24 protein-coding genes are annotated in these 22,668 nt (G+C 75.2%); 17 read left to right on the top strand and 7 right to left on the bottom strand.

The window, feature by feature from the left end; genetic code table 11:
- Positions 1–52: 52 nt before the first annotated feature.
- The gene (locus tag OG767_RS11570; protein WP_405093406.1) at positions 53–685 is read right to left on the bottom strand and encodes a class I SAM-dependent methyltransferase; all 633 of its coding nucleotides are present in this window, start codon (positions 683–685) and stop codon (positions 53–55) included.
- On the bottom strand, positions 685–1,122 hold the full coding sequence (locus OG767_RS11565; RefSeq protein ID WP_405093405.1) for an RrF2 family transcriptional regulator: 438 nt from the start codon (positions 1,120–1,122) through the stop codon (positions 685–687). Before OG767_RS11565 ends, OG767_RS11570 begins: the two co-directional genes overlap by 1 nt.
- Positions 1,123–1,275: 153 nt before the next feature.
- Between OG767_RS11565 and OG767_RS11560 the strand changes: the two genes are divergently transcribed.
- The 3 genes from OG767_RS11560 (at position 1,276) to OG767_RS11550 (ending at position 4,108) form a co-directional block, all read left to right on the top strand.
- The gene (locus OG767_RS11560; RefSeq protein WP_405093404.1) at positions 1,276–2,490 is read left to right on the top strand and encodes a globin domain-containing protein; all 1,215 of its coding nucleotides are present in this window, start codon (positions 1,276–1,278) and stop codon (positions 2,488–2,490) included.
- A 65-nt stretch (positions 2,491–2,555) separates the two neighbouring features.
- Complete coding sequence (locus OG767_RS11555; protein WP_405093403.1) at positions 2,556–3,425, top strand: alpha/beta fold hydrolase; 870 nt, start codon at positions 2,556–2,558, stop codon at positions 3,423–3,425.
- A 53-nt stretch (positions 3,426–3,478) separates the two neighbouring features.
- Positions 3,479–4,108, top strand: coding sequence for a hypothetical protein (locus OG767_RS11550; RefSeq protein WP_405093402.1), 630 nt, complete (start codon positions 3,479–3,481; stop codon positions 4,106–4,108).
- Positions 4,109–4,166: 58 nt separating this feature from the next.
- Here the strand turns inward: OG767_RS11550 and OG767_RS11545 are convergent, their stop codons facing one another.
- Together OG767_RS11545 and OG767_RS11540 are read right to left on the bottom strand one after the other, a co-directional pair.
- Positions 4,167–4,361, bottom strand: coding sequence for a GTPase activator (locus tag OG767_RS11545; RefSeq protein WP_405093401.1), 195 nt, complete (start codon positions 4,359–4,361; stop codon positions 4,167–4,169).
- Positions 4,362–4,457: 96 nt separating this feature from the next.
- Positions 4,458–5,348: a DUF72 domain-containing protein gene (locus OG767_RS11540; protein ID WP_405093400.1), complete on the bottom strand. Its 891-nt coding sequence runs from the start codon at positions 5,346–5,348 to the stop codon at positions 4,458–4,460.
- A 117-nt stretch (positions 5,349–5,465) separates the two neighbouring features.
- On the opposite strand from OG767_RS11540, the gene OG767_RS11535 reads away from it, so the two are divergent.
- The 3 genes from OG767_RS11535 (at position 5,466) to OG767_RS11525 (ending at position 7,806) form a co-directional block, all read left to right on the top strand.
- Positions 5,466–5,990 (top strand): DinB family protein, encoded by a 525-nt coding sequence (locus OG767_RS11535; protein WP_405093399.1) that lies wholly within the window; start codon positions 5,466–5,468, stop codon positions 5,988–5,990.
- Positions 5,991–6,106: 116 nt separating this feature from the next.
- A complete protein-coding gene (locus OG767_RS11530) occupies positions 6,107–7,075 on the top strand; it encodes a hypothetical protein (RefSeq protein WP_405093398.1) in 969 nt (322 codons plus the stop codon).
- A gap of 23 nt (positions 7,076–7,098) precedes the next feature.
- Complete coding sequence (locus OG767_RS11525; RefSeq protein ID WP_405093397.1) at positions 7,099–7,806, top strand: Pr6Pr family membrane protein; 708 nt, start codon at positions 7,099–7,101, stop codon at positions 7,804–7,806.
- Positions 7,807–7,826: 20 nt separating this feature from the next.
- Here OG767_RS11525 and OG767_RS11520 read toward each other — a convergent pair whose 3' ends face one another.
- The gene (locus OG767_RS11520; protein ID WP_405093396.1) at positions 7,827–9,899 is read right to left on the bottom strand and encodes a glycogen debranching N-terminal domain-containing protein; all 2,073 of its coding nucleotides are present in this window, start codon (positions 9,897–9,899) and stop codon (positions 7,827–7,829) included.
- On the bottom strand, positions 9,896–10,279 hold the full coding sequence (locus OG767_RS11515) for an SCP2 sterol-binding domain-containing protein (protein ID WP_405093395.1): 384 nt from the start codon (positions 10,277–10,279) through the stop codon (positions 9,896–9,898). Before OG767_RS11515 ends, OG767_RS11520 begins: the two co-directional genes overlap by 4 nt.
- A 134-nt stretch (positions 10,280–10,413) precedes the next feature.
- Between OG767_RS11515 and OG767_RS11510 the strand changes: the two genes are divergently transcribed.
- The gene (locus tag OG767_RS11510) at positions 10,414–11,391 is read left to right on the top strand and encodes a glycoside hydrolase family 88 protein (RefSeq protein ID WP_405093394.1); all 978 of its coding nucleotides are present in this window, start codon (positions 10,414–10,416) and stop codon (positions 11,389–11,391) included.
- Here OG767_RS11510 and OG767_RS11505 read toward each other — a convergent pair.
- Complete coding sequence (locus OG767_RS11505) at positions 11,375–11,884, bottom strand: DinB family protein (RefSeq protein ID WP_405093393.1); 510 nt, start codon at positions 11,882–11,884, stop codon at positions 11,375–11,377. The genes OG767_RS11510 and OG767_RS11505 overlap by 17 nt on opposite strands.
- An 89-nt stretch (positions 11,885–11,973) precedes the next feature.
- Here OG767_RS11505 and OG767_RS11500 point away from each other — a divergent pair, with 89 nt between their 5' ends.
- The 10 genes from OG767_RS11500 to OG767_RS11455 all read left to right on the top strand — a co-directional run bounded on the left by OG767_RS11500 (position 11,974) and on the right by OG767_RS11455 (position 22,611).
- On the top strand, positions 11,974–12,489 hold the full coding sequence (locus OG767_RS11500; protein WP_405093392.1) for a 2'-5' RNA ligase family protein: 516 nt from the start codon (positions 11,974–11,976) through the stop codon (positions 12,487–12,489).
- Positions 12,490–12,676: 187 nt separating this feature from the next.
- A complete protein-coding gene (locus OG767_RS11495; protein WP_405093391.1) occupies positions 12,677–13,786 on the top strand; it encodes a hypothetical protein in 1,110 nt (369 codons plus the stop codon).
- Between the two features lie 23 nt (positions 13,787–13,809).
- A complete protein-coding gene (locus OG767_RS11490; RefSeq protein ID WP_405093390.1) occupies positions 13,810–14,637 on the top strand; it encodes an MEDS domain-containing protein in 828 nt (275 codons plus the stop codon).
- The gene (locus OG767_RS11485; protein WP_405093389.1) at positions 14,634–15,593 is read left to right on the top strand and encodes an anti-sigma factor RsbA family regulatory protein; all 960 of its coding nucleotides are present in this window, start codon (positions 14,634–14,636) and stop codon (positions 15,591–15,593) included. Before OG767_RS11490 ends, OG767_RS11485 begins: the two co-directional genes overlap by 4 nt.
- Before the next feature lie 119 nt (positions 15,594–15,712).
- Positions 15,713–17,245 (top strand): hypothetical protein, encoded by a 1,533-nt coding sequence (locus tag OG767_RS11480; RefSeq protein WP_405093388.1) that lies wholly within the window; start codon positions 15,713–15,715, stop codon positions 17,243–17,245.
- 92 nt (positions 17,246–17,337) lie between these two features.
- Positions 17,338–17,712 carry a hypothetical protein gene (locus tag OG767_RS11475; protein WP_357303829.1) on the top strand — a complete coding sequence of 125 codons (375 nt, stop codon included), beginning with the start codon at positions 17,338–17,340 and terminating at the stop codon, positions 17,710–17,712.
- 43 nt (positions 17,713–17,755) lie between these two features.
- Positions 17,756–18,712, top strand: coding sequence for a prolyl aminopeptidase (gene pip / locus OG767_RS11470; protein ID WP_405093387.1), 957 nt, complete (start codon positions 17,756–17,758; stop codon positions 18,710–18,712).
- Between the two features lie 54 nt (positions 18,713–18,766).
- On the top strand, positions 18,767–19,600 hold the full coding sequence (locus OG767_RS11465; RefSeq protein WP_405093386.1) for a metallophosphoesterase family protein: 834 nt from the start codon (positions 18,767–18,769) through the stop codon (positions 19,598–19,600).
- Positions 19,597–20,256: a 4'-phosphopantetheinyl transferase gene (locus OG767_RS11460; RefSeq protein WP_405093385.1), complete on the top strand. Its 660-nt coding sequence runs from the start codon at positions 19,597–19,599 to the stop codon at positions 20,254–20,256. Before OG767_RS11465 ends, OG767_RS11460 begins: the two co-directional genes overlap by 4 nt.
- Before the next feature lie 93 nt (positions 20,257–20,349).
- Positions 20,350–22,611, top strand: a complete 2,262-nt coding sequence (locus tag OG767_RS11455) for a catalase (RefSeq protein ID WP_405093384.1) — start codon at positions 20,350–20,352, stop codon at positions 22,609–22,611.
- Positions 22,612–22,668 lie beyond the last annotated feature (57 nt).

The raw sequence follows: 22,668 nt of genomic DNA, 5'->3' as shown, positions 1-22,668 counted from the left end.
ACGCCGGCCGGCAGTCACCGGCCGGCGTCCCCGCGCGTGGGCGCGCGGACGCTCAGGTGCGGGTCGCGGTGCCGAGCACGTGCGGCGAGGCGGGCGCCGGGATCCCCGAGGCGGGGAAACGGAACCGGTCCAGCGCGGTCACGGTGAAGCCGGCGGCCCGGATCGCGCCCACGGTGTCGCGGGCGGTGTGGCAGCCGGCGCAGAGCAGCGGCCAGAGCGTCGCGTCGGCGAGACGCTGGGCCCGGCGCAGGCCCGGTGTCGACGCGACCACGTGCTCGTAGAAGCGCAGCTCGCCGCCGGGTCGGAGCACCCGGCGCGCCTCGCGCAGCGCCACCGCCTGGTCGGGCACCGAGCAGAGCACCAGCGACAGCACCACCGCGTCGGCGGCGCCGTCGGCGACCGGGAGCGCCTCGGCCACGCCGGCGGCGACCGTCACCGGGACCGGGGCGGTGGCCGCGGCGGCCCGGGCGAGGGCGCGCAGCCGGGGTTCCGGCTCCACGGCGAGCACCCGGATCACGGTCGGCGGGTAGTGCGGCAGGTTGCGTCCGTTGCCGGCGCCGACCTCGACCACCCGGCCGTGCAGCCCGGTGACCAGGCGGCCCCGGTGCGTGGCGGCGCCGGCGGCGTCCATCGCGACGCTGGCCCGGGCGAAGAGCCGGGCGAAGACCGGGTGCGAGACGCCCATCAGGGGATGGCCGGCCGGGCGCCGAGGCTGAGCAGGAGCGGGCCGGCCGGGCCGTCGACCAGGTCGCCGAGGCGTACGCCGTCGAGCACGGCGAGGAACGCGGCCTGGGCCCGGCGCAGCTCGCCGCGCAGCCGGCAGCCGGTGACCAGCGGGCAGGCCGGTTCGGCGCAGTTGACCACCTCGTCGTCGCCCTCGAAGGCGCGCACCACCGCGGCGACGGTCACGTCGCCGGCGTGCTCGGCGAAGGCCACCCCGCCGGAGCGGCCCCGGATGGTGACCAGGACGCCGAGCCGTTGCAGCCGTTGCACCACCTTGGCCACGTGGCTGCGGGGCAGGGCGAGCCGGGTGGCCAACTCGTCCACCGTGGCCCGGACCGGGGACGCCGCGGTCAGCATGGCGATCCGCAGCGCCATGTCGGTCGACCGGTTGAGCCTCACACCACGACAGTAGTCACTGGACGCCGTAGGCGACACGGGCCCAGCGACGGTGATCCGCGCCACGCCCGTTCCGGGACCTTGGACCCTGAAGAGGAATCTCCGACTCCTGTTTCGTGGTGGGCGACCCCGTTCGACGCCAGAAGGAGACACGCCGTGCTCTCGGAATCCTCCGCCGCCGTGGTGACCGCGACCCTGCCCGCCGTCCGGGCCCACGGCGAGGCGATCACCGGCCGGTTCTACCGGCGGATGTTCGACGCCCACCCGGAGCTGCTCGACCTGTTCAACCGGGGCAACCAGGCGACCGGCCAGCAGAAGGCCGCGCTCGCCGCGGCGGTGGTCGCGTACGCCGGGCACCTGACCGGGGACGCCGCCGGCCTGCCGTGGGGGCCGGTCCTGGACCGGATCGCGCACAAACACGCCTCGCTCGGCATCACCGGCACCCAGTACCCGATCGTCGGCCGGCATCTGCTCGCCGCGGTCGCCGAGGTGCTCGGCGACGCCGTCACGCCGGCGGTCGCCGCCGCCTGGGACGAGGTCTACTGGCTGCTCGCCTGCGAACTGATCGCCCGGGAGGCGCGACTGTACGCCGGCGCCGGCGTGCCGGAGGGCGGCCCGGTGTGGCGGGACTGGCGGGTGACCGGCCGGGCCCGGGAGACCGCCGACGTCGTCTCGTTCACGCTCGCGCCGGCCGACGGCGGCGCGGCCCCCGACTTCACGCCCGGCCGGTACGTCTCCGTCGCGGTCGACCTGGACGACGGTCGGGGACGGCAGATCCGGCAGTACAGCCTCTCCGGCCGACCGGGCGCCGCCGAGTGGCGGATCACCGTGAAACGGGTCCGTGGTCAGGCCGGCGCGCCGGACGGCCTGGTCTCCGGGTACCTGCACGACCGGGTGTCGGTGGGCGACACGCTCCGGCTGAGCCCGGCGTTCGGCGAGGTCGACGCGACCGGTGACGGCGGGCCGCTGCTGCTGGTCAGCGCCGGCATCGGGCTCACCCCGGCGATGGCGGCGCTGGCGCACCTGGCCGAGCGGGACCCGCGCCGCGAGGTGACGGTGGTGCACGCCGATCGCACCGCCGCCGCCCACGCGCTGCGGCACGAACTGCCCGCGATGCAGGAGCGGCTGCCGAACCTGGCGGTCCACCTCTGGTACGAGGACATCGCCGACGCCGAGCTGCCCCCGCTGAAGGCGGAGGTACGCGCCGGCCTGGTCGAGCCGGACCGGATCCCGGTCGCCGCCGGGGCCACGGCCCACCTGTGCGGCCCGATCGCGTTCATGAACCTGGTCCGGGGTGACCTGCTGCGCCGGGGCGTGCCGGCCCGGCGGATCGCCTACGAGGTGTTCGGCCCCGGGATGCTGCCGGGCTGACCGGCCGGGGTCGGCGCGACGGGTCCACCCGCCGCTTACTACCCGCCGGTAGCTAGGCTGGGCCGGTGAGTGGCGAGTACGCGCAGGAGTACGTGGACGTCGACGGCGCCCGGCTCGGCGTCCAGGTCTATCCGGAGCCGGTCGGGCCACCCGGCGCGCCGGTGGTGGTGATCTGGCCGGCGATGGGCGTCCGGGCGCGCTACTACCGTCCGTTCGCCGCCGCGCTGCGCGACGCCGGGCTCGCGGTGATCGTGGCGGACCTGCGCGGCACCGGGGAGAGCACCCCCGCGCCGGCGCGCACCTGCCGGTACGGCTACGCCGAGCTGGCCACCGACGTCGGCGCGGTGCTGGACGCGCTCAAGCCCCGGCTGGACGGCCGCGTCCGGGTGCTGCTCGGGCACTCCCTCGGCGGTCAGGTGGCCGTGCTGCACCAGGCGCTGCACGACGCCGGCCGGGTGGACGGGCTGGCGCTGGTGGCGGTGGGCCTGCCGTGGTGGCGCCGCTACCCGGGCCGACGCGGCTGGGGCGTGCTGCCGTACACCCAGGGCATCGCGGCGGTGGCCCGGCTGCTGGGGGTCTGGCCCGGCTGGGGGTTCGGCGGCCGGCAGGCGAGCGGCGTGATCCGCGACTGGGCGCACACCGCCCGTACCGGCCGGTTCCCGGCGCTCGACGGCGTCGACGCGGAGGCCGCCGTGCGGCGGATCCGGACGCCGGTGCTCGCGGTCAGCGTCGACGACGACCAGTACACGCCGCACGAGACGCTGGACCACCTCTGCGCCAAGCTGACCGGCGCGCCGGTGACCCGGCACCGCTACACCGTGGCCGAGGCGGGCGCCGCGCTGGACCATTTCACCTGGGTCCGCGCGGCGGCGCCGCTGGCCGCCCGGGTGGCCGCGTTCGCCGGCGCGCTGCCGGGACGAATCCCGGGGGCGTGAGCCGGCCGAGGACGGGTATGCCGCACCGCCCGAACACGGCGGAGGGGGATCAGATGTCCGAACGGCACACCGCGTTGCGCTCGATGCACGACCTGGGCCTGGCGGCCTGGTTCGGCGGCTCACTGATGGGGGCGCTCGGCGTCAACGGCGCGGCGGCACGAATCGACGACACGACTCAGCGACTGCCGGTGGCTTCGGCCGGCTGGGCGCGGTGGACCCCGGTGAACGCGGCGGCGATCGGCGCCCACCTGGCCGGCGCGGTCGGTGAACTGGTCACCGAGACCCCGCGGATGGCCCGGCAGTCCGGGGTGGGGAAGGCCAGCGCGGTGAAGACCGTGCTGACCGTCGGCGCGCTGGCGGTGACCGGCTACAGCCGGCTGGTCGGCATGCGACTGGAGAAGGCGGGCGGGCCGCCCGTCGAAGGGATCACCGAACCGAACCACCACACGCCGGCCACCGTCGCGGCCAGCCAGCGGCAGATGAAGCTGCTCCAGTGGGCGGTGCCGGCGCTGACCGGCGCGCTCGTCGTGATGACCGCCTACATGAGCGAGCAGCAGAAGCCCGGTCAGGTGTTCCGCGGCATGCTGGACCGCGCCGGCGGGCTGATGTCCGCGCCGAAGAACCTCGGCAAGATGGCCGCCGTGGGCGCGGCCGGCCGCCAGTTGGTCACGTCCGGCCGCTGAGCCCACCGCGCGGCCGGCGACCCACATCGGGGTGGGTCGCCGGCCGCGCGGTGCCCGGTCAGGAGCCGGTGCCGTCCTCCCCCGGCGCGCCGGGCGCGGACGGTTCGTTGTCCGGCACCGGCGACCCGGTCACCGGTCGCCCGGTGTCGTCCACCAGGTCCGGGGCCATGCTGCCGCCGTGCGCCTCCTCGGCCTCCCGGGTCGCCCGGGGATCCCGGCCGTCCGGGGTCGTCTCGTCCCGCCGTTCGTCCATCTGTTCGCCCCCCTCGCTGTCGTCCCTGGCCGGTACCCGTGCGGCAGCCGGAAAAACCCGTGTTGGTCCGGTGGGCGCGGTGGGCCGGTCGGGGCGCTAGGCCCGCACGGCGGCGGGCACCACCCCGAGCAGCTCGGCGAGACGGGCGGCGTCCCGTTGGGCCTGGTCGCCGCAGCAGTTGTTGGTCAGCACGTGCAGCTCGGCGCACTGGTCGGCCAGCTCGCGCAGCAGCACGGACCAGTGCCGCAGCTCCGACTCCCCGTAGGCGTAACGGAACCGCTCCTGCTTGTCACCGCTGGACCAGGCGTCGCTGTGCCCGTGGAACCGGACCACCGCCAGGTCGGTGGTGGCGACCAGGATCGGCGGCACCGAGGAGACGTGCCCCTGCGGCATGTCCACACAGCCGTATCCGAGGCCGTGCTCGCGCAGGAACGTCACGGTGTCGACCACGGCGTCCTCGGTGAACCAGGAGGAGTGGCGCAGCTCGACGGTGACCGGAAAGGGCCGGCACCGCCCGGCGGCGGCCAGGATCCGCCGCCGGGCCGCGTCGCCGCGGGCCAGCCACGGCGGGAACTGCAACAGCACCGCGCCGAGCCGGTCGGCCGCCGCGAGCGGCGCCAGCGCCGCGTGGAACCGTTCCCAGAGCTGGTCGTACGCCCCGGCGGACAGGTCGCGCCACCGGATCCGGCTCGGGCCACCGGTCGGCCGCAGGTCCTTCGGCAGCGCGTCGACAGGCGTGTGGTGGCCGGTGAAGAGCCGGAACGCCTTGACGTCGAAGGTGAAGCCGGGCGGGGTGGCGTCCGCCCACGCCGTCGTGGTCTCCGGCGCCGGCACGGCGTAGTACGAGGTGTCCACCTCGACCAGATTGAAGTGCTCGGCGTACCAGCGCAGCCGGCCGGCGGGCGTGTTGGCCCCGCGCGGATACCAGCCGGAACGGACCAGCATCTGATCGGCCCACGAGGACGTGCCCACCTTGATGACACCCATGTCGTTCAGTTCACCGCGAACCGGACGGACCGGCAACCGGAGGCTCCGGTGTGGATCGCCGGAGTTGTCGGTGCCGGGTCGTACCGTGACCCGGGAACGATCGAAGGGACGAACGGCATGGCTGTCACGAACGGCATGGCTGTCACCGACCGGGTGCCCACCGGCGAGCGGGCCGATCTGCTCGCCGCCCTGCGCCGGCACCGCGGCTTCCTGCGCCAGACCGTGGCCGGGCTCGACGACGCGCAGGCCGCGCGCCGCAGCACGGCCAGCGAGCTGTGCCTCGGCGGGATCGTCAAGCACGTGGCGATCACGGAGCGGAGCTGGGCGCGCTTCGCGGAGGGCGGCGCCGAGGCGATGCGGAGCGAGCCGGTCGACTGGGCCGGCCAGTTCCGGATGGACGAGGGCGACACCCTGGTCGCGCTGCTCGCCGAGTTCGACCGGGTGGCCGCCGCGACGGACGCGCTGGTCACCACGCTCGACCTGGACGCCGCGCATCCGCTGCCCGACGAGCCGTGGTTCGAGCCGGGCGCCGCCTGGACGGTCCGTCGGGTGCTGCTGCACCTGATCGCCGAGATCGCCCAGCACGCCGGCCACGCCGACATCATCCGCGAGTCGATCGACGGCGCGAAGACCATGGGCTGACCACCCCAGCCGTCCCCGAGGCGGGGCGGCGGCGCAGGTGAGGGTGACCGGTCTCACGCCGCCCGCCGGGTCCGGCGTGTGACGCTCCCACAGGTGGCGGCGCTGATGGTCACGAGATGGACGCATCCCGCCTGGACCAGGAAACCGTCGAGCGACTGCTCGCCGGCTCCGCCGACGGTGCGCAGACCGCTCCCCCCGCGCTGGTCAGGTTCCTCGACGCCGTCCGGGCGGGGCCCGACGCCGGGGAGCTCGACGGCGAGACCGCCGCCGTCGCGGCGTTCCGGGCGAGCGTCCCGGCAATCGGTCGGGCGGCCGGCATCCCGGAGCTGCGGCCGGCGGCCGGCACCCCCGGTCGACGGCCGGCGGCGGGACGCCCCGCCACGGGCGGCCGTCCGGCCCGCCGGTTCGCCGGGCTGCTGGGCGTCAAGCTCGCCGTCGCCACGCTTGCCGCGTCGCTCACCGGTGGCGTCGCGCTGGCCGCGGTGACCGGCAACCTGCCCGGCACCACCCGCGACGAGGCGCCACCGGTCGGCGCCAGCACCGGCGCCCGACCCACGGCCGCGTCCACGCCCCCGGGCCGCCCGAGCCGTCCGGTCCCCGGTCCCACCGTCGGCGCCCCCGATGCGTCCGCCCCGGCCGGGCTCTGCGCCGCGTACCGGGCCGTCGCCGGGACCGAGCGACGGCGTGCGCTGGGCACCCCGGCCTTCGCCGGGCTGGTCGCCGCCGCCGGCGGCCCGGACCGGGTGGCCGGCTACTGCGCCGCCCTGCTCGACGGCACCGGTGCGCCGAGCGGCTCCGGCTCCCCGGCCCCGGGTGACCCGAGCGGGCCGGCGGAGCATCCGACGGGCGGGCCACCGACCGGTGTCGTTCCCACCTCGGTGCCGTCCGGCCCTCCGGCCGGCACCGTACGGCCACCGACCGCCCCCGCCACCGCCGAACCGCCGGTCAGCCCCACCGCCGACACCGCGCGGACACCGGGCGGCCCCGGCTCCGACACCGCGCGGACACCGGGCGGCCCCGGCTCCGGCGCCGACCGGACACCTGACGACGCCGCACCCGACCCGACCGGCCGGCGCGCCGGTTGACGACCGGCTGGTAACTTGCCCCGGTGACCCCGCGGCGTCGCCGACCGGCGATCCTCCTCCGCCTGGCCGTGGTCCTCGGCGTGGTGGCCGGCATCGTGCTCACCGCGCTCGGCCCGGCCACGGTGACCGGCCTGCTGCCGTACTTCACCATCCAGAGCAACGTGGCGGTCGGTGTCCTCGCCGGCTACGCCGCCTGGTGCGCGGCGCGCGACCGGCCGGAGCCACCGAGCGTGCTCAAGGGCGCCGTGACGCTCTACATCACCATCACCGGCACGGTCTACCACCTGGTGCTGGCCAATCCGGCGAGCCCGTTCGCGATGGCCCAGCCGCACCGTGAGCCGGGCGAGTGGTGGGGCAACCAACTCCTGCACACCGTGGTGCCGCTGCTCGCGATCGCCGACTGGGCGCTGTTCGACAGGCGCGGCCGGCTGCGCCCCCGGTACGCGGCCTGGTGGCTGGTGTTCCCGCTGGCGTACCTGGGGTTCGCGCTGGTGCGCGGGCTCGTCGTGCACCGCTACCCGTACCCGTTCCTCGACGCCGGGCAGCTCGGCTACGACGGTGTCGGGCTCAGCGCGCTCGGGTTCGCCGCGGTGTTCTGGCTGCTGGGCCTCCTGTTCGTGGGCGTCGACCGGCTGCTCGCCCGGGCGGGTGCGGCACCGGCGGCGCCGGCGGGCGGGCCGCCGTCCCCGGCCACCGAGCCGACGACACCGGCGGGCCGCGGCACCGGCTGACAGCGGCGGCTGACAGCGGGTCAGGCCGCGTTCCGGGTGCCGGCCCGCAACCGTCGGCCGCTGTCCCGTTCCCGGCCGTACGAGTCGGCCCGCCCCCACCGGCCCGGCACGTCGAGCAGCTCGACCCGGCCGTAGCCGGCCGGGATGGCGGGGTCCACCAGCAGGTTGTCCCCGCACGGCCGCAAGCCCAGCATGACCGCGACCAGCATCAGCAGGCCGCCGGAGGCCCACGACTGCGGCCGGCCGGCGGCCGGGAGCTGCACCGGGTACTTGGTGACCCGGCGCGGGTAGCCGGCGATCACCTCCGGCACCGACCCGCCGAGCGTCTCCGCCACCTCGAGCACGCCGGCGGCGATCCGGGCGGCCTCCGCGTCGTACCCGTAGCGGCGCAGACCGGCCGCGACGAGCGCGTTGTCCGACGGCCAGACCGCGCCGAGGTGCGCGCCGACGGGGTTGTACGGCCGCTGCCCCTCGGCGTACGTGCGCACGCCCCAGCCGGAGAAGAGGTCCGGCCCGCACAGGTGGGCGGCGAGCGAGTCGGCCCGCTCGGGTTCCACGATGCCGCTCCAGAGCAGGTGCCCGAGGGTGGAGGTGAGCGCGTCGACCGGCTCCCCGTCGGGGGTGAGGGCCAGCGCGTAGTAGCCCCGCTGCGGGAGCCAGAAGTCCCGGTTGAACCGTTCCCGCAGCCGCGCCGCGTCGGCCTCCAGCCGCTCGGCGTACTCCGGGTCGTTCCAGCACTCCCGGGCCAACCGGGCGCCCCGGATCCGCGCGTCGTACGCGTACCCCTGGAGTTCGGCGGTGGCGCGCGGGAACGGCGGCTCGACGCCGTGCCGGTCGACGATCGCCTCCGGCGAGTTGCGCCAGGTCTGGTTGGCCAGCCCGTTGACCGTGTTGCGCGGCTGGTAGCGCAGGTAGCCGTCGCCGTACGGGTCGCCGTACTCGGTCAGCCAGTCCAGCGCCATCCGGGCCGGGTGACGCAGTTGCCGGACCAGGTCCGCGTCGCCGCTCCAGCGCTCGTACTCGTCGAGCAGGACGACGAAGAGCGGCGTGGTGTCGGCCGCCCCGTAGTAGAGCGCGGTCGGCTCCTCGTCGAACGCGGCCGCCTCGCCGTACCGCAGCTCGCCGAGGATCTTGCCGGGTTCCTCGTCGTGGTAGTCGTCGAGCTGGCCGCCCTGCAACAGCGCGAGCATCCGCAGCGTCGGCGGCGTCAGTTCGGGCGTGAACGGCAGCGTCTCCAGGCAGGTGATCAGCGCGTCGCGGCCGTACAGCGTCATCGCCCAGGGCAGCCCGCCGACCGGCACCCGCTCGGCGTACGCCAGGGGGGTGTACCGCAGCGCGGCCAGGTCGGTCAGCGCCTGCCGGTACGCGGCGGCCAGGGGTTGGCGTTCGGCGACGAGTTGCGGCGCCTGGTCGCGCCAACGGTCCAGGTCGTCGTGCATGCCCTGCCGGACCCGCTTGCGGTGCGCCTCGATGTCGGCCCGCAGGTCCCGTTCCCCGGCGCCCTGAATGATCATTCGGACGTGCAGGTCGGTGTGCCACGCGCCGTTCGGGTCGACCCGGATGCGGAACGTCATCCCCCGCTGGTCGACCTCGACCGGGGCGGTGCTGGAGACGCGGGTCTCCCGGGTGAACCGTCCGCGCTGGTAGCGGATCCGCAGCTCCCGGTGCTCCGGGTCGGCGGTGGCCGCCGGCCGGCGCGGGGCGGGATGGCGGATCTCGGCGGTGTCGGCGAAGTCGCTGGCGATCTCCATCCGTACGACGAAGTCGACCGGTTCGGCAGCGTGGTTCAGCACCATGATCCGCTCGTGGAACGTCTCCCCGAGCGAGCGGTAACGGATCACCGAGACGTCCGCGTCCACGTAGTGACTGGCGGCGCCGGGCACCAGCACGAAGCGGGTCTCGAAGTAGGTCAGGTCGTCGCGGGACAACGACTGCAACCGCTCGCCGTCGACCGTCAGCACCCAGCGGGACAGGAACCGGGTGTCGAAGGAGAACAGGCCGATCGGCGCGCACGGGTGGGCCTCCATGTCGCCCTGCGCGTCGCCCATGGCGAACGTGTTGCCGGTGAGGACGGAGACCAGTTCCTGCTTCATCGGGCCGCCGGCCGGTGGCGGGAGCCGGCCACGTCCCGGGGATGCCGGGCGTCCGGCGGGCCGGGGAAGATCCGGCGCAACGTCATCAGCAGTCTCAGGTTGCCCTGCACGGTGATGGCGTTGCTCAGGAGCGCCGCGGCGATGTGCAGGCGGCCCGCGGCGATCCGGTCGAACACCTCCCGGTCGGCGTGGACGATCAGCTCCGCCTCCTCGGCCGAGCGGGCCACCCGGACGTCCTGCCGGTCGATGCTCAGGTACCAGTGTTCGGTCCGGCCGCCCTCCCGCAGGTCCAGGCGGACCGTGCCGGACGTGGTCTCCGGCAGCTCGGGGTGCCGGCCGGCCGCCTCCCGGGCCAGGTGCTCCGCGGCGGAGGTGCTCATCGGTCCTCCCTCGTGCGTCGTCGCGGCGGCCCGACGTGCGGCTCCGCCCGTGGGCGCAGCGTTCCCGCCGCCCGGGTGAGTCCAACTCACCCGCTCCGGGTGAGACCGGTAGCCGGACCGGGTACCGGACGGCCATGTCGACGACCACTGACGCCACCGACCGGGTGCTGCTCGCGCTGCTGACCATGCAGCGGGAGTCCTGGGAGCAGGGGATCACCGGGCAGGCGTTGCTCGACCTGGGCCGCCTCGACGCGGCGACGCTCGTCGCGGACGCCGCGGTGACCCGGCAACGGCCCGACGGCCGGCTCGGTGAGCTGGCCGGGTCGGTGGGCGCGGTGAACGGCGCCGCCTGCGGCGAGGTGGTCCGGCACGCCGCGATCACCACCGGCGATCCGAGGTACGCCGCCGCGCTGGACGCCCAGCTCGACTGGCTGACGCGCCGGGCCCCCCGGGACGCCGACGGCACGCTGTTCCACCTGCTCGACGGCCGCCAGGTGTGGGCCGACACGATCTACATGGTGGTGCCGCTGCTCGCGCTGACCGGCCGGACGGAGCTGGCCGCCGCCCAGGTCACGGGGCACCGGCGCCGGCTGCACGACGCGCGTACCGGCCTCTACGCGGCCCGCTGGGACGCCGACCGGGGCGAGCTGGACCGCCCGCAGCCGTGGGGCACCGGCAACGGCTGGGTGGTGGCCGGGATCGCCCGGGCGCTGCGCCTGGCGTCGGGCTGGCCGGCGGGAACGCGCGCCGAGCTGGCCGGGCACGCCACGGAGGTGCTGACCGCCTGCCTGCGGTACCGCACCGACGACGGCCTCTTTCCCGACGTGCTCGACGACCCCGGCACGTTCCGCGAGGCGAACACCGCCCAACTGCTCGGCTACGCGGCGTTGACCGGGGTGGCCGACGGCTGGCTGCCGCCGTCGTGGTTCGACACCGGCGCGGAGCTGCTGGCCGCCGCCGCCCGGCGGGTGGACCGGTACGGGCGGGTGACCGGCGTCAGCGGCGCGCCGGACTTCGCCGGCCCGGGCACCTCACCCGAGGCGCAGGCGTGCTTCCTGCTCGGGCAGGCCGCGCTGGATCGCGCGCGGGCGGTGGTCAGCGCCGCCGGATGAGCCCGCGCACGTAGGCGGCCTGCCCGGCGTGCTGGAGGTCGTCGTCGAGCACGCTCACCAGCCGGACGCCGAGCGTGACCGGCGGGTCCCAGTTCTCGTCCACGACCCGGTCCAGGTCGGCCGGACGCAGCCCGCGCAGGTACGCCACGCTCCGCTCCACCACCGCCCGGTGGTAGTCGAGCAGCACGTCACCGTTCTCCGGGCGCACGGCGGCGATCTGCTCGGGCCCGTGGCCGTAGCCGGTGTCGTCCGGATCCGGCCGCAGGCCGCACCGGCCCGCCCAGTCGCCGGTGACCCAGAGCTGCCGCTCGCCGAGCAGGTCGGCGACGTGGTGGTCCTGGATCCGGGTCAGGTGCCAGACGAGCCAGCCCACCGGGTTCGCCCCGTCCGCCGGGGCCCGCCGCAGCTGTTCCGGGTCGAGCCCGTCGAGGGCCCCGGCGACCAGGTCCGGCAGTCGCCCGTACGCCTCGGTCAGCAGATCGTTCACGTCCACGTGTGCCTCACTCCCCCACCGTCTCGTGCCGTCCCCCGGGGCAGTACCGCCCAGCGGGGGCGGCAAACCTCGCCGCCTAGGGTGGTCGGGTGGTCGCGGCGCTGGAGCTGTATCTGGACACCGACGCCTCCCGGCGGATCCGGGTGTTGTGGGACCTGCTGGAGTCCGAGGGGGTGCCGAGCATGCGGTCGCTGCTGGCGCAGCGGCACCGCCCGCACGTCTCGCTGGCCGTCGCGCCCCGCCTCGACCCGGAACGGGTGGCCGCAGCGCTCGCCGGGACGGTGGTGGCCGCGCCGCTGCGCCTGGAGTTCCAGCACGCCGGCCAGTTCGTCGGACGGGTGCTCTGGCTCGGGCCGGCGCCCACGGCGGAGCTGCTGGCCCACCACGCCGGGGTGCACGAACGGCTGGCCCGGGCCGGCGTCGACGTGGTGGAGCACTACCGGCCGGGGCGCTGGGTGCCGCACTGCACGCTCTCCATGCGGGTGCCGAACCCGCTGATGGCCGCCGCGGTGCGTCGCTGCCTGGAGGTGCTGCCGCTGACCGCCACCGTGGTCGGCGCCGCCGTGACCGACCACGCCCGCGACATCGCCCGACCGCTTCCCTGATCCGCGCTCCCCCGGCTCCCGCGGGCGGCGGACGGCCGGCCCGGAGGCCGGGTTTCGCGCCATCTGCGCCCACCCGTGGCGATTCGCGCCGAACCGGGGCAAGCTGAAGAAAGCGCAGGTCAGAGCCATTCTGGCCACCCGAGGACGTGCGGCCGGAGCGCAGACGAGCCCACCGAAGGAGACCGCGATGGCTGCACCCGTGATCCGTTCCGTCACCGCCACCCGGACCGTCCTGCTGCCCGGGCAGTCGACCACCGTACGGGTCGACGCCTACCACCCCGACTCGCGGCTGCTCACCGTCGCCGGCCGGGTCAGCGACCCCACCGGCGCCGCCTGGGACGCTCCGGTCCGGGTGGACCTGAGCGTCCCGCTGACCATCCAGCTCACCAGCACGTCGCCCGGCGTGACGGTCACCCCGAGCGGGACCGACCCGACCAGCTTCACGGTCACCGTCCTGGCCGGCCGGGGCCCGGTCACGGTGACCGCGACGGCGCGGGACGCCGCCGGCCGCACCGGCGCCGGCACCCTCACGCTGACGGTGCCGATGCTGGTCGGGATGAGCGCCGAGAAGGGGGCCCGGACCCGGCAGGTGGTCGCCGACTACCCGGACATCCGCTACATGCGTGACTACGGCACCGACGGCCCGGACGCGGACGCGTTGCCGGAGCTGCCCGCGCTGGACGCCGGCAAGTTCGTCGACGCGCCGTCGGCCGTCATGCACGTCTCCTGGAAGGACGACGTCGAGCAGTTGGCGGGCTGGCTCGACGGCCTGCGCCGGCCGATCTACCTGACCTGGTACCACGAACCGATGGGCGACGTGACGCCGGCGACGTACCGGGCCACCGCGGGCCGGGTGACCCAGCTCGTGGCCGGGCACCCCAACCGGCGCTGGGTGCTCGGGCACGGCCCGATCGTCACCCGCTACTGGCTGGACGAGGGCGGCGGCAACCCGGCCGACTGGGCCTATCCGGGCATGACGCACTACGGCGTGGACTGCTTCTCGCGGGACACCGCCGCGTACTGGCCCGCCTCCCGGATGTTCGGGGTGGCCTTCGGCAGGGTGCGCGCCGCCTGTCCCGGCGTCCGGCTGCTGGTGCCCGAGTACGGGCTGAGCCGGACCACCGCCGACACCACCGGCGCCGGCCGGGCGCAGGCGGTCCGGGACCACGTGGGCTGGCTGCGTCAGCAGACCGACGTGGACGCGATCGCGTACTGGAACAACTGGGCCGACTTCGCGCTGGGTGACCCGCCGCTCGACGCCACCGCCTGGCGCGATCTCCAGTTCGTCGCGGCATAGAATGGGTCGATGAGGTGGAGCCGGTGATCGACGGGGGCCTGACGGACCCGCGCCACGGCCATGCCTGCCTCGCCTACGACGACCCGGCGGTGTTCCACGCCTGGGCGGTCGAGCAGGTCACCACCGGTCTCGCCGCGGGCGAGCAGGTCTGGCTGGTCGGCCCGGAGGAGGCCGACACCATGGCCCGGCGACTGGGCTCGGTGCCCGGCTTCGAGGCCGCGCGGCGACGCGGCGCGGCGCGGCTGTTCCCGGTCGGCCACGCCTACCGACACGACGAGGTCGTCGACCCGGAGCGGCAGGTGCAGGCGTACGTGCGGGCCACCTCCGACGCCCTGGCCGCCGGCCACACCGGCCTGCGGGTGCTGGCCGAGGCGACCAGCCTGGTCCGCACCGTCGCGCAGCGCGACGCCTTCGCCCGCTACGAGCACCGCATCGACCACTGGCTGCGGCACCGGCCGATGTCGGCGGTCTGCGCCTACGACCGGCGGGTGCTCGGCGACGCGGCGATCGCGGAGCTGGCCTGCATGCATCCGGAGACCAACACCGGCGTGCCGTTCCGGTTGTACGCCGGCGGCGGTGACGCGGTGGTGGCGCTCGGCGGCGAGCTGGACCCGACCGCCCACCGGCTCTTCGCCGCCGCGCTGGAGCGGGCCGATCCGCGCCCGACGGCCGGGCGGCTGGTGTTCGACGCGACCCGGCTGCGCTTCGTCGACCACCGCAGCCTGCTGCACCTGCGCGACCACGCCCGTCGGCACGACGCGGTCGCGGTGCTGCGCACCCGCCGGCCGGCCGCGGCCCGGCTGGTCGAGCTGCTGGGCCTGACCGGGGTACGGGTGGAGGTGGTCCGGTGAGGACCGGCGCGGCGGCCGGCCACGTGGGCTACTTCCACGAGGCGCTCCTCTACGACTCCGACGAGGAGTTGCTGGCCGTGGCGCTGCCGTTCCTGCTGGGCGGCATCGAGGCCGGCGAACGCGTCGCGGTGAGCCTGGACGCGCCGCACGCCGAGCTGGTGCGCCGGGCGTTGCCCGTCGGCGCGGACGTCGCCTTCCTGCCCGGCGGGGGCGTCTACGCCCGGCCCGCCGCGGCGATCCGGGCCTATCGGGAGTGGCTCGGTTCGGCCACGCTGGGCCGGGCGCAGCTCCGGATGGTCGGCGAGCTGCCGCCGGCGCTGCTCGGCGCCACCTGGGACGCGTGGGCCCGCTACGAGTCGGCGATCAACCACGCCTACGACGGTTTCCCGCTCTGGGGCATCTGCGCCTACGACCGGCGGGTGGCGTCGCCGCGCGTGCTGGCCGACGTGATGCGCACCCATCCGCGGATCGCCCGGCCGGACGGCGGTCACGAGGCGACCGGCGCCTACACCGAGCCGTCGACCTATCTGGCCGAGTGCCCGCCGGCCCCGCTGGACCCGGTTCAGCACACCACGCCGCTGGTCGAGCTGACCGACCCGACGCCGGCCCACGCCCGCGAGGCGGTACGCGCCGCCGACCCGGGGCACCTTCCGCCCGACGGCGTCGAGGACCTGGTGATGGCCGTCAGCGAGGTGGTGTGCAACGCGACGCGGCACGGGACGCCGCCGGTGCGCCTGCGGTTGTGGTGCGCGGCGGACCGGATGGTGGTGAGCGTCCACGACCGGGGCGCCGGCCCCAAGGACCCGTACGCCGGGCTGCTGCCGGCCGGTGACGGCACCGAGGGTGGCCTGGGGTTGTGGATCAGCCACCAGAGTTGCGACCACGTGACGCACCACCGGGACGCCGACGGTTTCACCATCCGCCTGACGGCGGGGAATCCGCACTTCCCGGTCTGACCGTCGGACCGACCGGCGGGCCGGGGGCGGGGCGGGGCGAGCGCCGCGCGCGCACACGGTACCGTTGCGCCTCATCGTGCCCCGCGGCCTGGCGCTGGCGAACCGACGGAGGATGGCGCATGTCCAACGGTGAGGAACCGTTCGCACCCCACGACGACGTGTCCGCGCGACCGCGGTTCGACCCGGCGCTGCGCGGCTACGACAAACGGCAGGTCGACCGGTACGTCGAGCAGATGGACGGCGAGATCGGCGCGTTGACCGCCGCCCGGGACCGGGCGTACGCGCAGATCCGTGACCTGACCACGCAGGTGCAGCGGGCGCAGGCCGAGACGGTCGAGCTGCGGGACCGTCCGACGGCGGTGGACCGGGCGTCGTTCCGCGACCTCGGCCCGATGGTCGACCAGATCCTCGACCTGGCCGAGAAGCAGGCCGGCCAGATCACCGAGATGGCCACCAAGCGCGCCGACGACTTCCAGGCCCAGGCCGAGCGGGTGCTGACCGCGGCCCAGGAGCAGGCCGCCCGGGACCGGCGCGAGCTGGAGGAGGAGCTGTCCGGCCGCCGGGCCGAGCAGGAGCGGGCCGACGAGGAGCGCCGGGTCGCCGCGCAGGCGGAGCTGGCCGCGGTCCGGGAGCTGGCGGAGAAGCTGCGCGCCGAGGGTCAGGCCGTGCACGACCGGGCCCAGCAGGAGGCGAAGCGGATCAGCGAGCAGACCACGCAGCAGGTCGAGCAGGCCCGGTCCGCGTCCGAGGCGCTGGTGAAGGCCGCCCGCACCCAGATCCAGCAGGAGGTGCAGGCCAACCGGAGCAAGGCCCAGCAGGAGCTGGCCCAGTGGCAGGCGACCATGGCCCGCGAGCTGGACGAGCGGCGGGCCGCGGCCGAGCAGGAGTTGGCCGACCGGGCGACGGCCGCCGAGCGGGACATCGCCGCGCTGGTCGCCGAGGCCCAGCAGTACGCCACCGAGGTGCGTGAGCGGGCCGACGAGGAGACCGCGGCGCACCAGGTGCAGCTCACCGCCGTGCAGCGGGAGATCCAGCAGCGGCAGGAGGCGTTGACCCAGCTCAAGAGCGAGCTGGAGACCGTCGGCAAGCAGTTGGAGCAGGCCCGTGGGGAGATCACCACGATCGAGCGGGCCGGTGCCGAGCTGGAGGAACGGCTGGTCGGCGTACGCCGGGACCTGACCGCCGAGACCAGGCGGCTGGACGAGGCGCGGCGCGCGGCGGAGCTGGCCGAGCAGCACGCCAAGGAGACGCGGGCCCGGGTGCAGCGGGAGGCCAAGCGGGTGGCGGACCTGGCCGCGGCGGCGGTGATGGCGGCTGCCGCGGGTGGTGGCGAGACCGCCGAGTATCCGCAGGTGGCGGCCCGACTGATGGGGACCGTCACGGCGGCGACCGAGTCGGTGCCGGTCGAGCGGACCGACACCGACCGGGCGGACGTCGACCGGGCGGAGGTCGAGCGGGACGAGAACGACCGGCCCCGGGCCGGGCGCGCGGAGGCCGAGCGGGACGACGTCGACCGGCCGCGCGCCGAGCCGTTCATCGAGCGGCTGGACGGGCCGAGCTTCGACGCGTTCGCGGTGCGGGCGTCGGCGCCCCGCGCGGTGCCCGAGGCGGAGACCACCGGGCCGGACACCGGCGTCCGCGCCCCGGCCTGACGGTCAGGGCCACCGGCCGGCGCCCTTGCCACCCGCGTTTGCGATATGCAAATATGTGGATCAATTTGCCGCCTCGACTTCGGGGGTTCGACATGCGGAAGGCATCCTCGATCGGCGCGGCGGCGCTCCTGACCGTCGCCGCGGCGGGGGTCGCGGTGGTGGGCGCGGCGGCGCCGGCCAGCGCGAGCTGCAGCCACTCCCACTCCAACGTGGACACCAAGTTCGGCCAGCTCTTCAACGCCACCAACGTCAACATCCGCAGCGGCCCGCACACCACCTGCGGTTCCCTGGGCTACGGCCAGCTCAGCCACAACGTCGACTTCCACTGCTTCGCCAGCGGCGACCGGGTCAGCGCGAACGGGCACACCACCTACACCTGGACCTACCTGCGGGACACCACCACCGGTGTCTCGGGCTGGGTCGCCGACGCGCTGCTCGACAACCTCGGCGGCAACGTCGCCTGCTGAGCGGGCCCACGCGACGCGGGTCGGGCGGGCAGAATCACCGGGCATGACCGGAGTCGCCCTCCACCCGCCCGTCGAGCCGTACGCCACCCACCGGGTCCCGGTCGGTGACGGCCACGTCCTGCACGTGGAGGAGGTCGGCCGGACGGACGGCGTACCCGTGGTGTTCCTGCACGGCGGGCCCGGCGGCGGTCTGGTGCCGGCGGCGCGGCGGTTCTTCGATCCCGGGCGCTACCGCGCGGTGCTGTTCGACCAGCGCGGCGCGGGCCGCAGCACCCCGTTCGGCGAGCTGCGGGCCAACACCACCGGGCACCTGGTGGCCGACCTGGAGACCATCCGGCAGCGGCTCGGCATCGACAGGTGGCTGGTGTTCGGCGGCTCGTGGGGCGTCACGCTCGGCCTGGCGTACGCGCAGGCGCACCCGGACCGGGTGACCGGCCTGGTGCTGCGCGGCGTGCTGCTGCTGCGGCGCAGCGAGCGGGACTGGTTCTACCAGGGCGGCCTGCGGCACCTCCAGCCCGAGGAGTGGGCGCGGTTCGTCGCCCCGATCCCGCCGGCCGAACGCGACGATGTGCTGGCCGCCTACCACCGGCGGTTGCACGGCCCGGACGCCGACGTGGCGCGGGCCTGCGCGCGCTCCTGGGGGCGGTGGGAGGCGGTGAACTCCTCGCTGCGACCCGACCCGGCGGTGCTCGAACACTTCACCGCCGACGAGCGGGCGTTGCCGATCGCCCGGATCCTGTCGCACTACGCGCTGCACGGCGGCTTCCTCACCGAGGGCCAACTGCTCGACGGCGTGGACCGGATCCGCCACCTGCCGGCCGTGATCGTCAACGGCCGCTACGACCTGTGCTGCCCGCCGGTGTCCGCGTACGACCTGGCCCGCCGGTGGCCGGAGGCGGAGCTGCGGATCGTGCCGGACGCGGGCCACTCGGCGGCCGAGCCGGGCATCGCGCGGGAGCTGCTGCGCGCCGTCGACCGGGTCGCCGACCTGATCGGCTGAACACCGCCGTCCCGCGCCTGGCCATTCGGGACCGTCGCTGGCAAGATCGGCCGAATGACGGGTGCGCTGTACGCGGTCAGTGATCTCCACGTGTCGTACCCGGAGAACCGGGCGGTGGTGGACGGCCTGCGACCGGAGTCGGCGGACGACTGGCTGATCGTGGCCGGCGACGTCGGTGAGCTGTTCGCCGACATCGAGCGGACGTTGGCGCAGCTCCGCGACCGGTTCGCCCGGGTGCTCTGGGTGCCCGGCAACCACGAGCTGTGGACCCATCCCACCGACCCGGTGACGCTGCGCGGGGTGGCGCGCTACGAGGCGCTCGTCGCCATGTGCCGGGGGCTGGGCGTGCTCACCCCGGAGGACGACTATCCGGTGTGGCGGGGCGAGGGCGGGCCGGTCACCGTGGCCCCGCTGTTCCTGCTCTACGACTACTCGTTCCGCGCCCCGGGCACGTCCACCAAGGAGGAGTCGCTGCGGGTGGCGTACGAGTCCGGGGTGGTGTGCACCGACGAGATGCTGCTGCATCCCGACCCGTACCCGGACCGGGAGTCGTGGTGCTGGGCGCGGCTGGCGGCGACCGAGCGGCGGCTGGCGGCGACCGACCCGGCGCTGCCGACCGTGTTGATCAACCACTGGCCGCTGGTCCGCCAGCCCACCGACGTGCTCTGGTTCCCGGAGTTCGCGCAGTGGTGCGGCACCGTGCGCAGCGCCGACTGGCACGTGCGGCACCGGGCCGCCGTCGCGGTCTACGGTCACCTGCACATCCCCCGCACCACCCACTACGACGGGGTGCGGTTCGAGGAGGTGTCGCTGGGCTACCCGCGGGAGTGGGGCCGCCGGGGCGACGAGCCGCGCCCGATGCGGCGGATCCTCGGCGGCACCCCGTGATCGAGGCGTTGCTGCCGCCGGCGGCGGTGGCCGTCGAGGCGTTCGCCGACCGGGCCGGCGACGAGCCGTACCCCGGGGAGGAGGACCTGGTGGCCCGCGCGGTGGCCAGCCGCCGTCAGGAGTTCGTCACCGCCCGGCGCTGCGCGCGGGAGGCGCTGGCCCGGCTCGGGTACCCGCCGGCCCCGATCCGCCCCGGCCCCCGGCGGGAGCCACTCTGGCCGGCCGGCGTGGTGGGCAGCATCACCCACTGCGCCGGATACCGGGCGGCGGTGGTGGCCCCGGCCGCCGCGCTGGCCGGGCTGGGCATCGACGCCGAGCCGCACGGGCCGCTGCCCGAGGGGGTGGCCGACGCGGTCACCGTCGCCGGCGAGCCGGCGCACCTGGCCGGGCTGCGCGCCGCCGACGCGGGCGTGCACTGGGACCGGCTGCTGTTCAGCGCGAAGGAGTCCGTCTACAAGGCGTGGTACCCGTTGACCAGCCGGTGGCTCGGCTTCGAGGAGGCGGAGCTGACGCTGGACCCGGCCGGCCGGTTCGCCGCCCGGGTGCTGGTCGACGGCGCGCGGACCGACGGCGGGCCGCCGTTGGAGGTGCTCGACGGCCGTTGGCTGGTGGAGCGCGGGCTGGTGGTGACCGCGGTGGTCGTGCCGCACCGCTGACCACTCCGTCCGGGTGATCCTTGTTTGTCCCGCCCCGTCGGGGGTAGGGCCGGAGGGGCCTGGTCATTTCACCGCAACGGAGGACAGGTCCTGATGGAATCCAGCAAGCCCGCCCAGGTCGTCAAGGGTGTCGTCGAGGCCGCTGCCGAGAAGGTCGGCGAGGCGCTGACGCCGGACGTACCGGGTGCGCCGGGCAGCGCCCCACCATCGCTCGAGGAGCCGACCGCGCCGCACGGCCCGCTGCCGCCCAAGGACGAGCAGGGCGCGCCGGACACGCGTACCCCGACCGGCGCGGAGACCGGTGTGCCGAAGATCGCCAAGGGGCAGCAGGGGGCGTACCTCACCACCGCCAACGGCGCCCGGCTGCGCGACACCGACCACTCGCTCAAGGCCGGCCCGCGCGGCCCGGTGCTGCTCCAGGACCATCACCTGCGCGAGAAGATCATGCACTTCGACCACGAGCGGATCCCGGAGCGGGTGGTGCACGCCCGCGGCGCCGGCGCGCACGGTGTCTTCGTCGCCAACGGCGCGGCCGAGCAGGTCACCCGCGCCGGCTTCCTGAAGAAGGGGCGCGAGACGCCGGTCTTCGTCCGCTTCTCGACCGTGCTGGGCTCGCGCGGCTCGGCGGACACGGTCCGCGACACCCGGGGCTTCGCCACCAAGTTCTACACCGACGAGGGCACGTTCGACCTGGTCGGCAACAACATGCCGGTCTTCTTCATCCAGGACGCGATCAAGTTCCCGGACATCATCCACGCCGCCAAGCCGCACCCGGACCGGGAGATCCCGCAGGCACAGAGCGCGCACGACACGTTCTGGGACTTCGTCTCGCTGCACACCGAGGCGCAGCACCACACCATCTGGAACATGTCCGACCGGGGCATCCCGCGGTCCTACCGGACCATGGAGGGCTTCGGCGTGCACACGTTCCGCCTGGTCGACGACGCCGGCGCGACGGTGCTCGTCAAGTTCCACTGGAAGCCGAAGCTCGGGGTGCACTCGCTGGAGTGGGAGGAGGCGCAGCTGATCAACGGCATCGACCCGGACTTCCACCGCCGCGACCTGTACGACGCCATCGAGGCCGGCGCGTACCCGCAGTGGGAGCTGGGCATCCAGGTCTTCCCGGACACGCCGGAGGAGACGTTCGCCGGGATCGACCTGCTCGACCCGACGAAGATCGTGCCGGAGGAGCTGGCGCCGGTGCAGGCGATCGGCACGCTCACCCTCAACCAGACGCCGCGCAACTTCTTCGCCGAGACCGAGCAGGTGGCGTTCCACCTGGGGCACCTGCCGCCGGGCATCGACGTCACCAATGACCCGCTGTTGCAGGGTCGGCTCTTCTCGTACCTGGACACCCAGCTCACCCGGCTGGCCGGGCCGAACTTCACCCAGATCCCGATCAACCGGCCGCACGCCGACGTCAACGACATGCTCCGGGACGGCTTCCACCAGCAGGCGGTGCACGCCGGGGTGGCGCCCTACCGGCCGAACTCGCTCGACGGCGGCAACCCGTTCCCGGCCGGTGACCGGGAGCACGCGTTCGTCGACGTGCCGGTGACGGTGGCCGAGGCGCCGAAGGTCCGGGCCGCGCCGGCCTCCTTCGACGACCACTACAGCCAGGTCCGGCTCTTCTGGGCGAGCATGTCGCCGGTGGAGAAGGAGCACATCGTCCGGGCGTACACGTTCGAGCTGGGCAAGTGCTACCACCAGGCGATCAAGGAGCGGCAGCTCCAGTGCCTGGCCAACATCGACCCGGCGCTCTGCGAGCAGGTCGCCACCGGCCTGGGGCTGCCCGCGCCGCAGCCGACCGTGCCGCTGGCCGAGGTGCAGCCCAGCCCGGCGCTGTCCCAGGTCGGCCGGGAGTGGCCGGCCGACGGCCGGATGGTGGGCATCGTGGTCGACGCCGACGGTGACCTCGACGACGTCGCGCAGGTCCAGCGCGCGGTGTTCTCGGCCGGCATGGTGCCGCTGCTGATCGCCGCGCACGGCGGCACGGTGGGCGGGCTGCCGGTGCAGCGTACGTTCGCCACCGCCCGTTCCGTCGAGTTCGACGCGGTCCTGCTGGCCGGCGCCCCGGCGCCGGCGCCGGACGCGTTGCCGGCGCGGGACGCCAAGGCCGGCGCGCCGGGTGCGACCGCCGTCGACCCGCGGGTGTCGCTGCTGGTCGAGGAGGCGTGGCGGCACGCCAAGGCGATCGGCGCGTGGGGCGCCGGCGCCGAGGTGCTGCGACTGACCGGGGTGGCCGGTTCGCCGGGCGTGGTGACCGGGGGCTCCGGCGCCGAGGCGCTGGAGTCGGTGCAGCGACTGATGGCGGCGCACCGGGTCTGGGAGCGGTTCCCGGCCTCGGTCGCCTGACCGACGCACGATCGAGGGGCGGTCCGCCACCGGCGGGCCGCCCTTCACGCTGCTTGT

It is taken from the genome of Micromonospora sp. NBC_01392 (assembly GCF_045040125.1).
Classification (GTDB): Bacteria; Actinomycetota; Actinomycetes; order Mycobacteriales; family Micromonosporaceae; genus Micromonospora.
The sequence above is the reverse complement of the archived record's forward strand: the minus strand, read 5'-3'. Positions and strand labels throughout refer to the sequence as shown.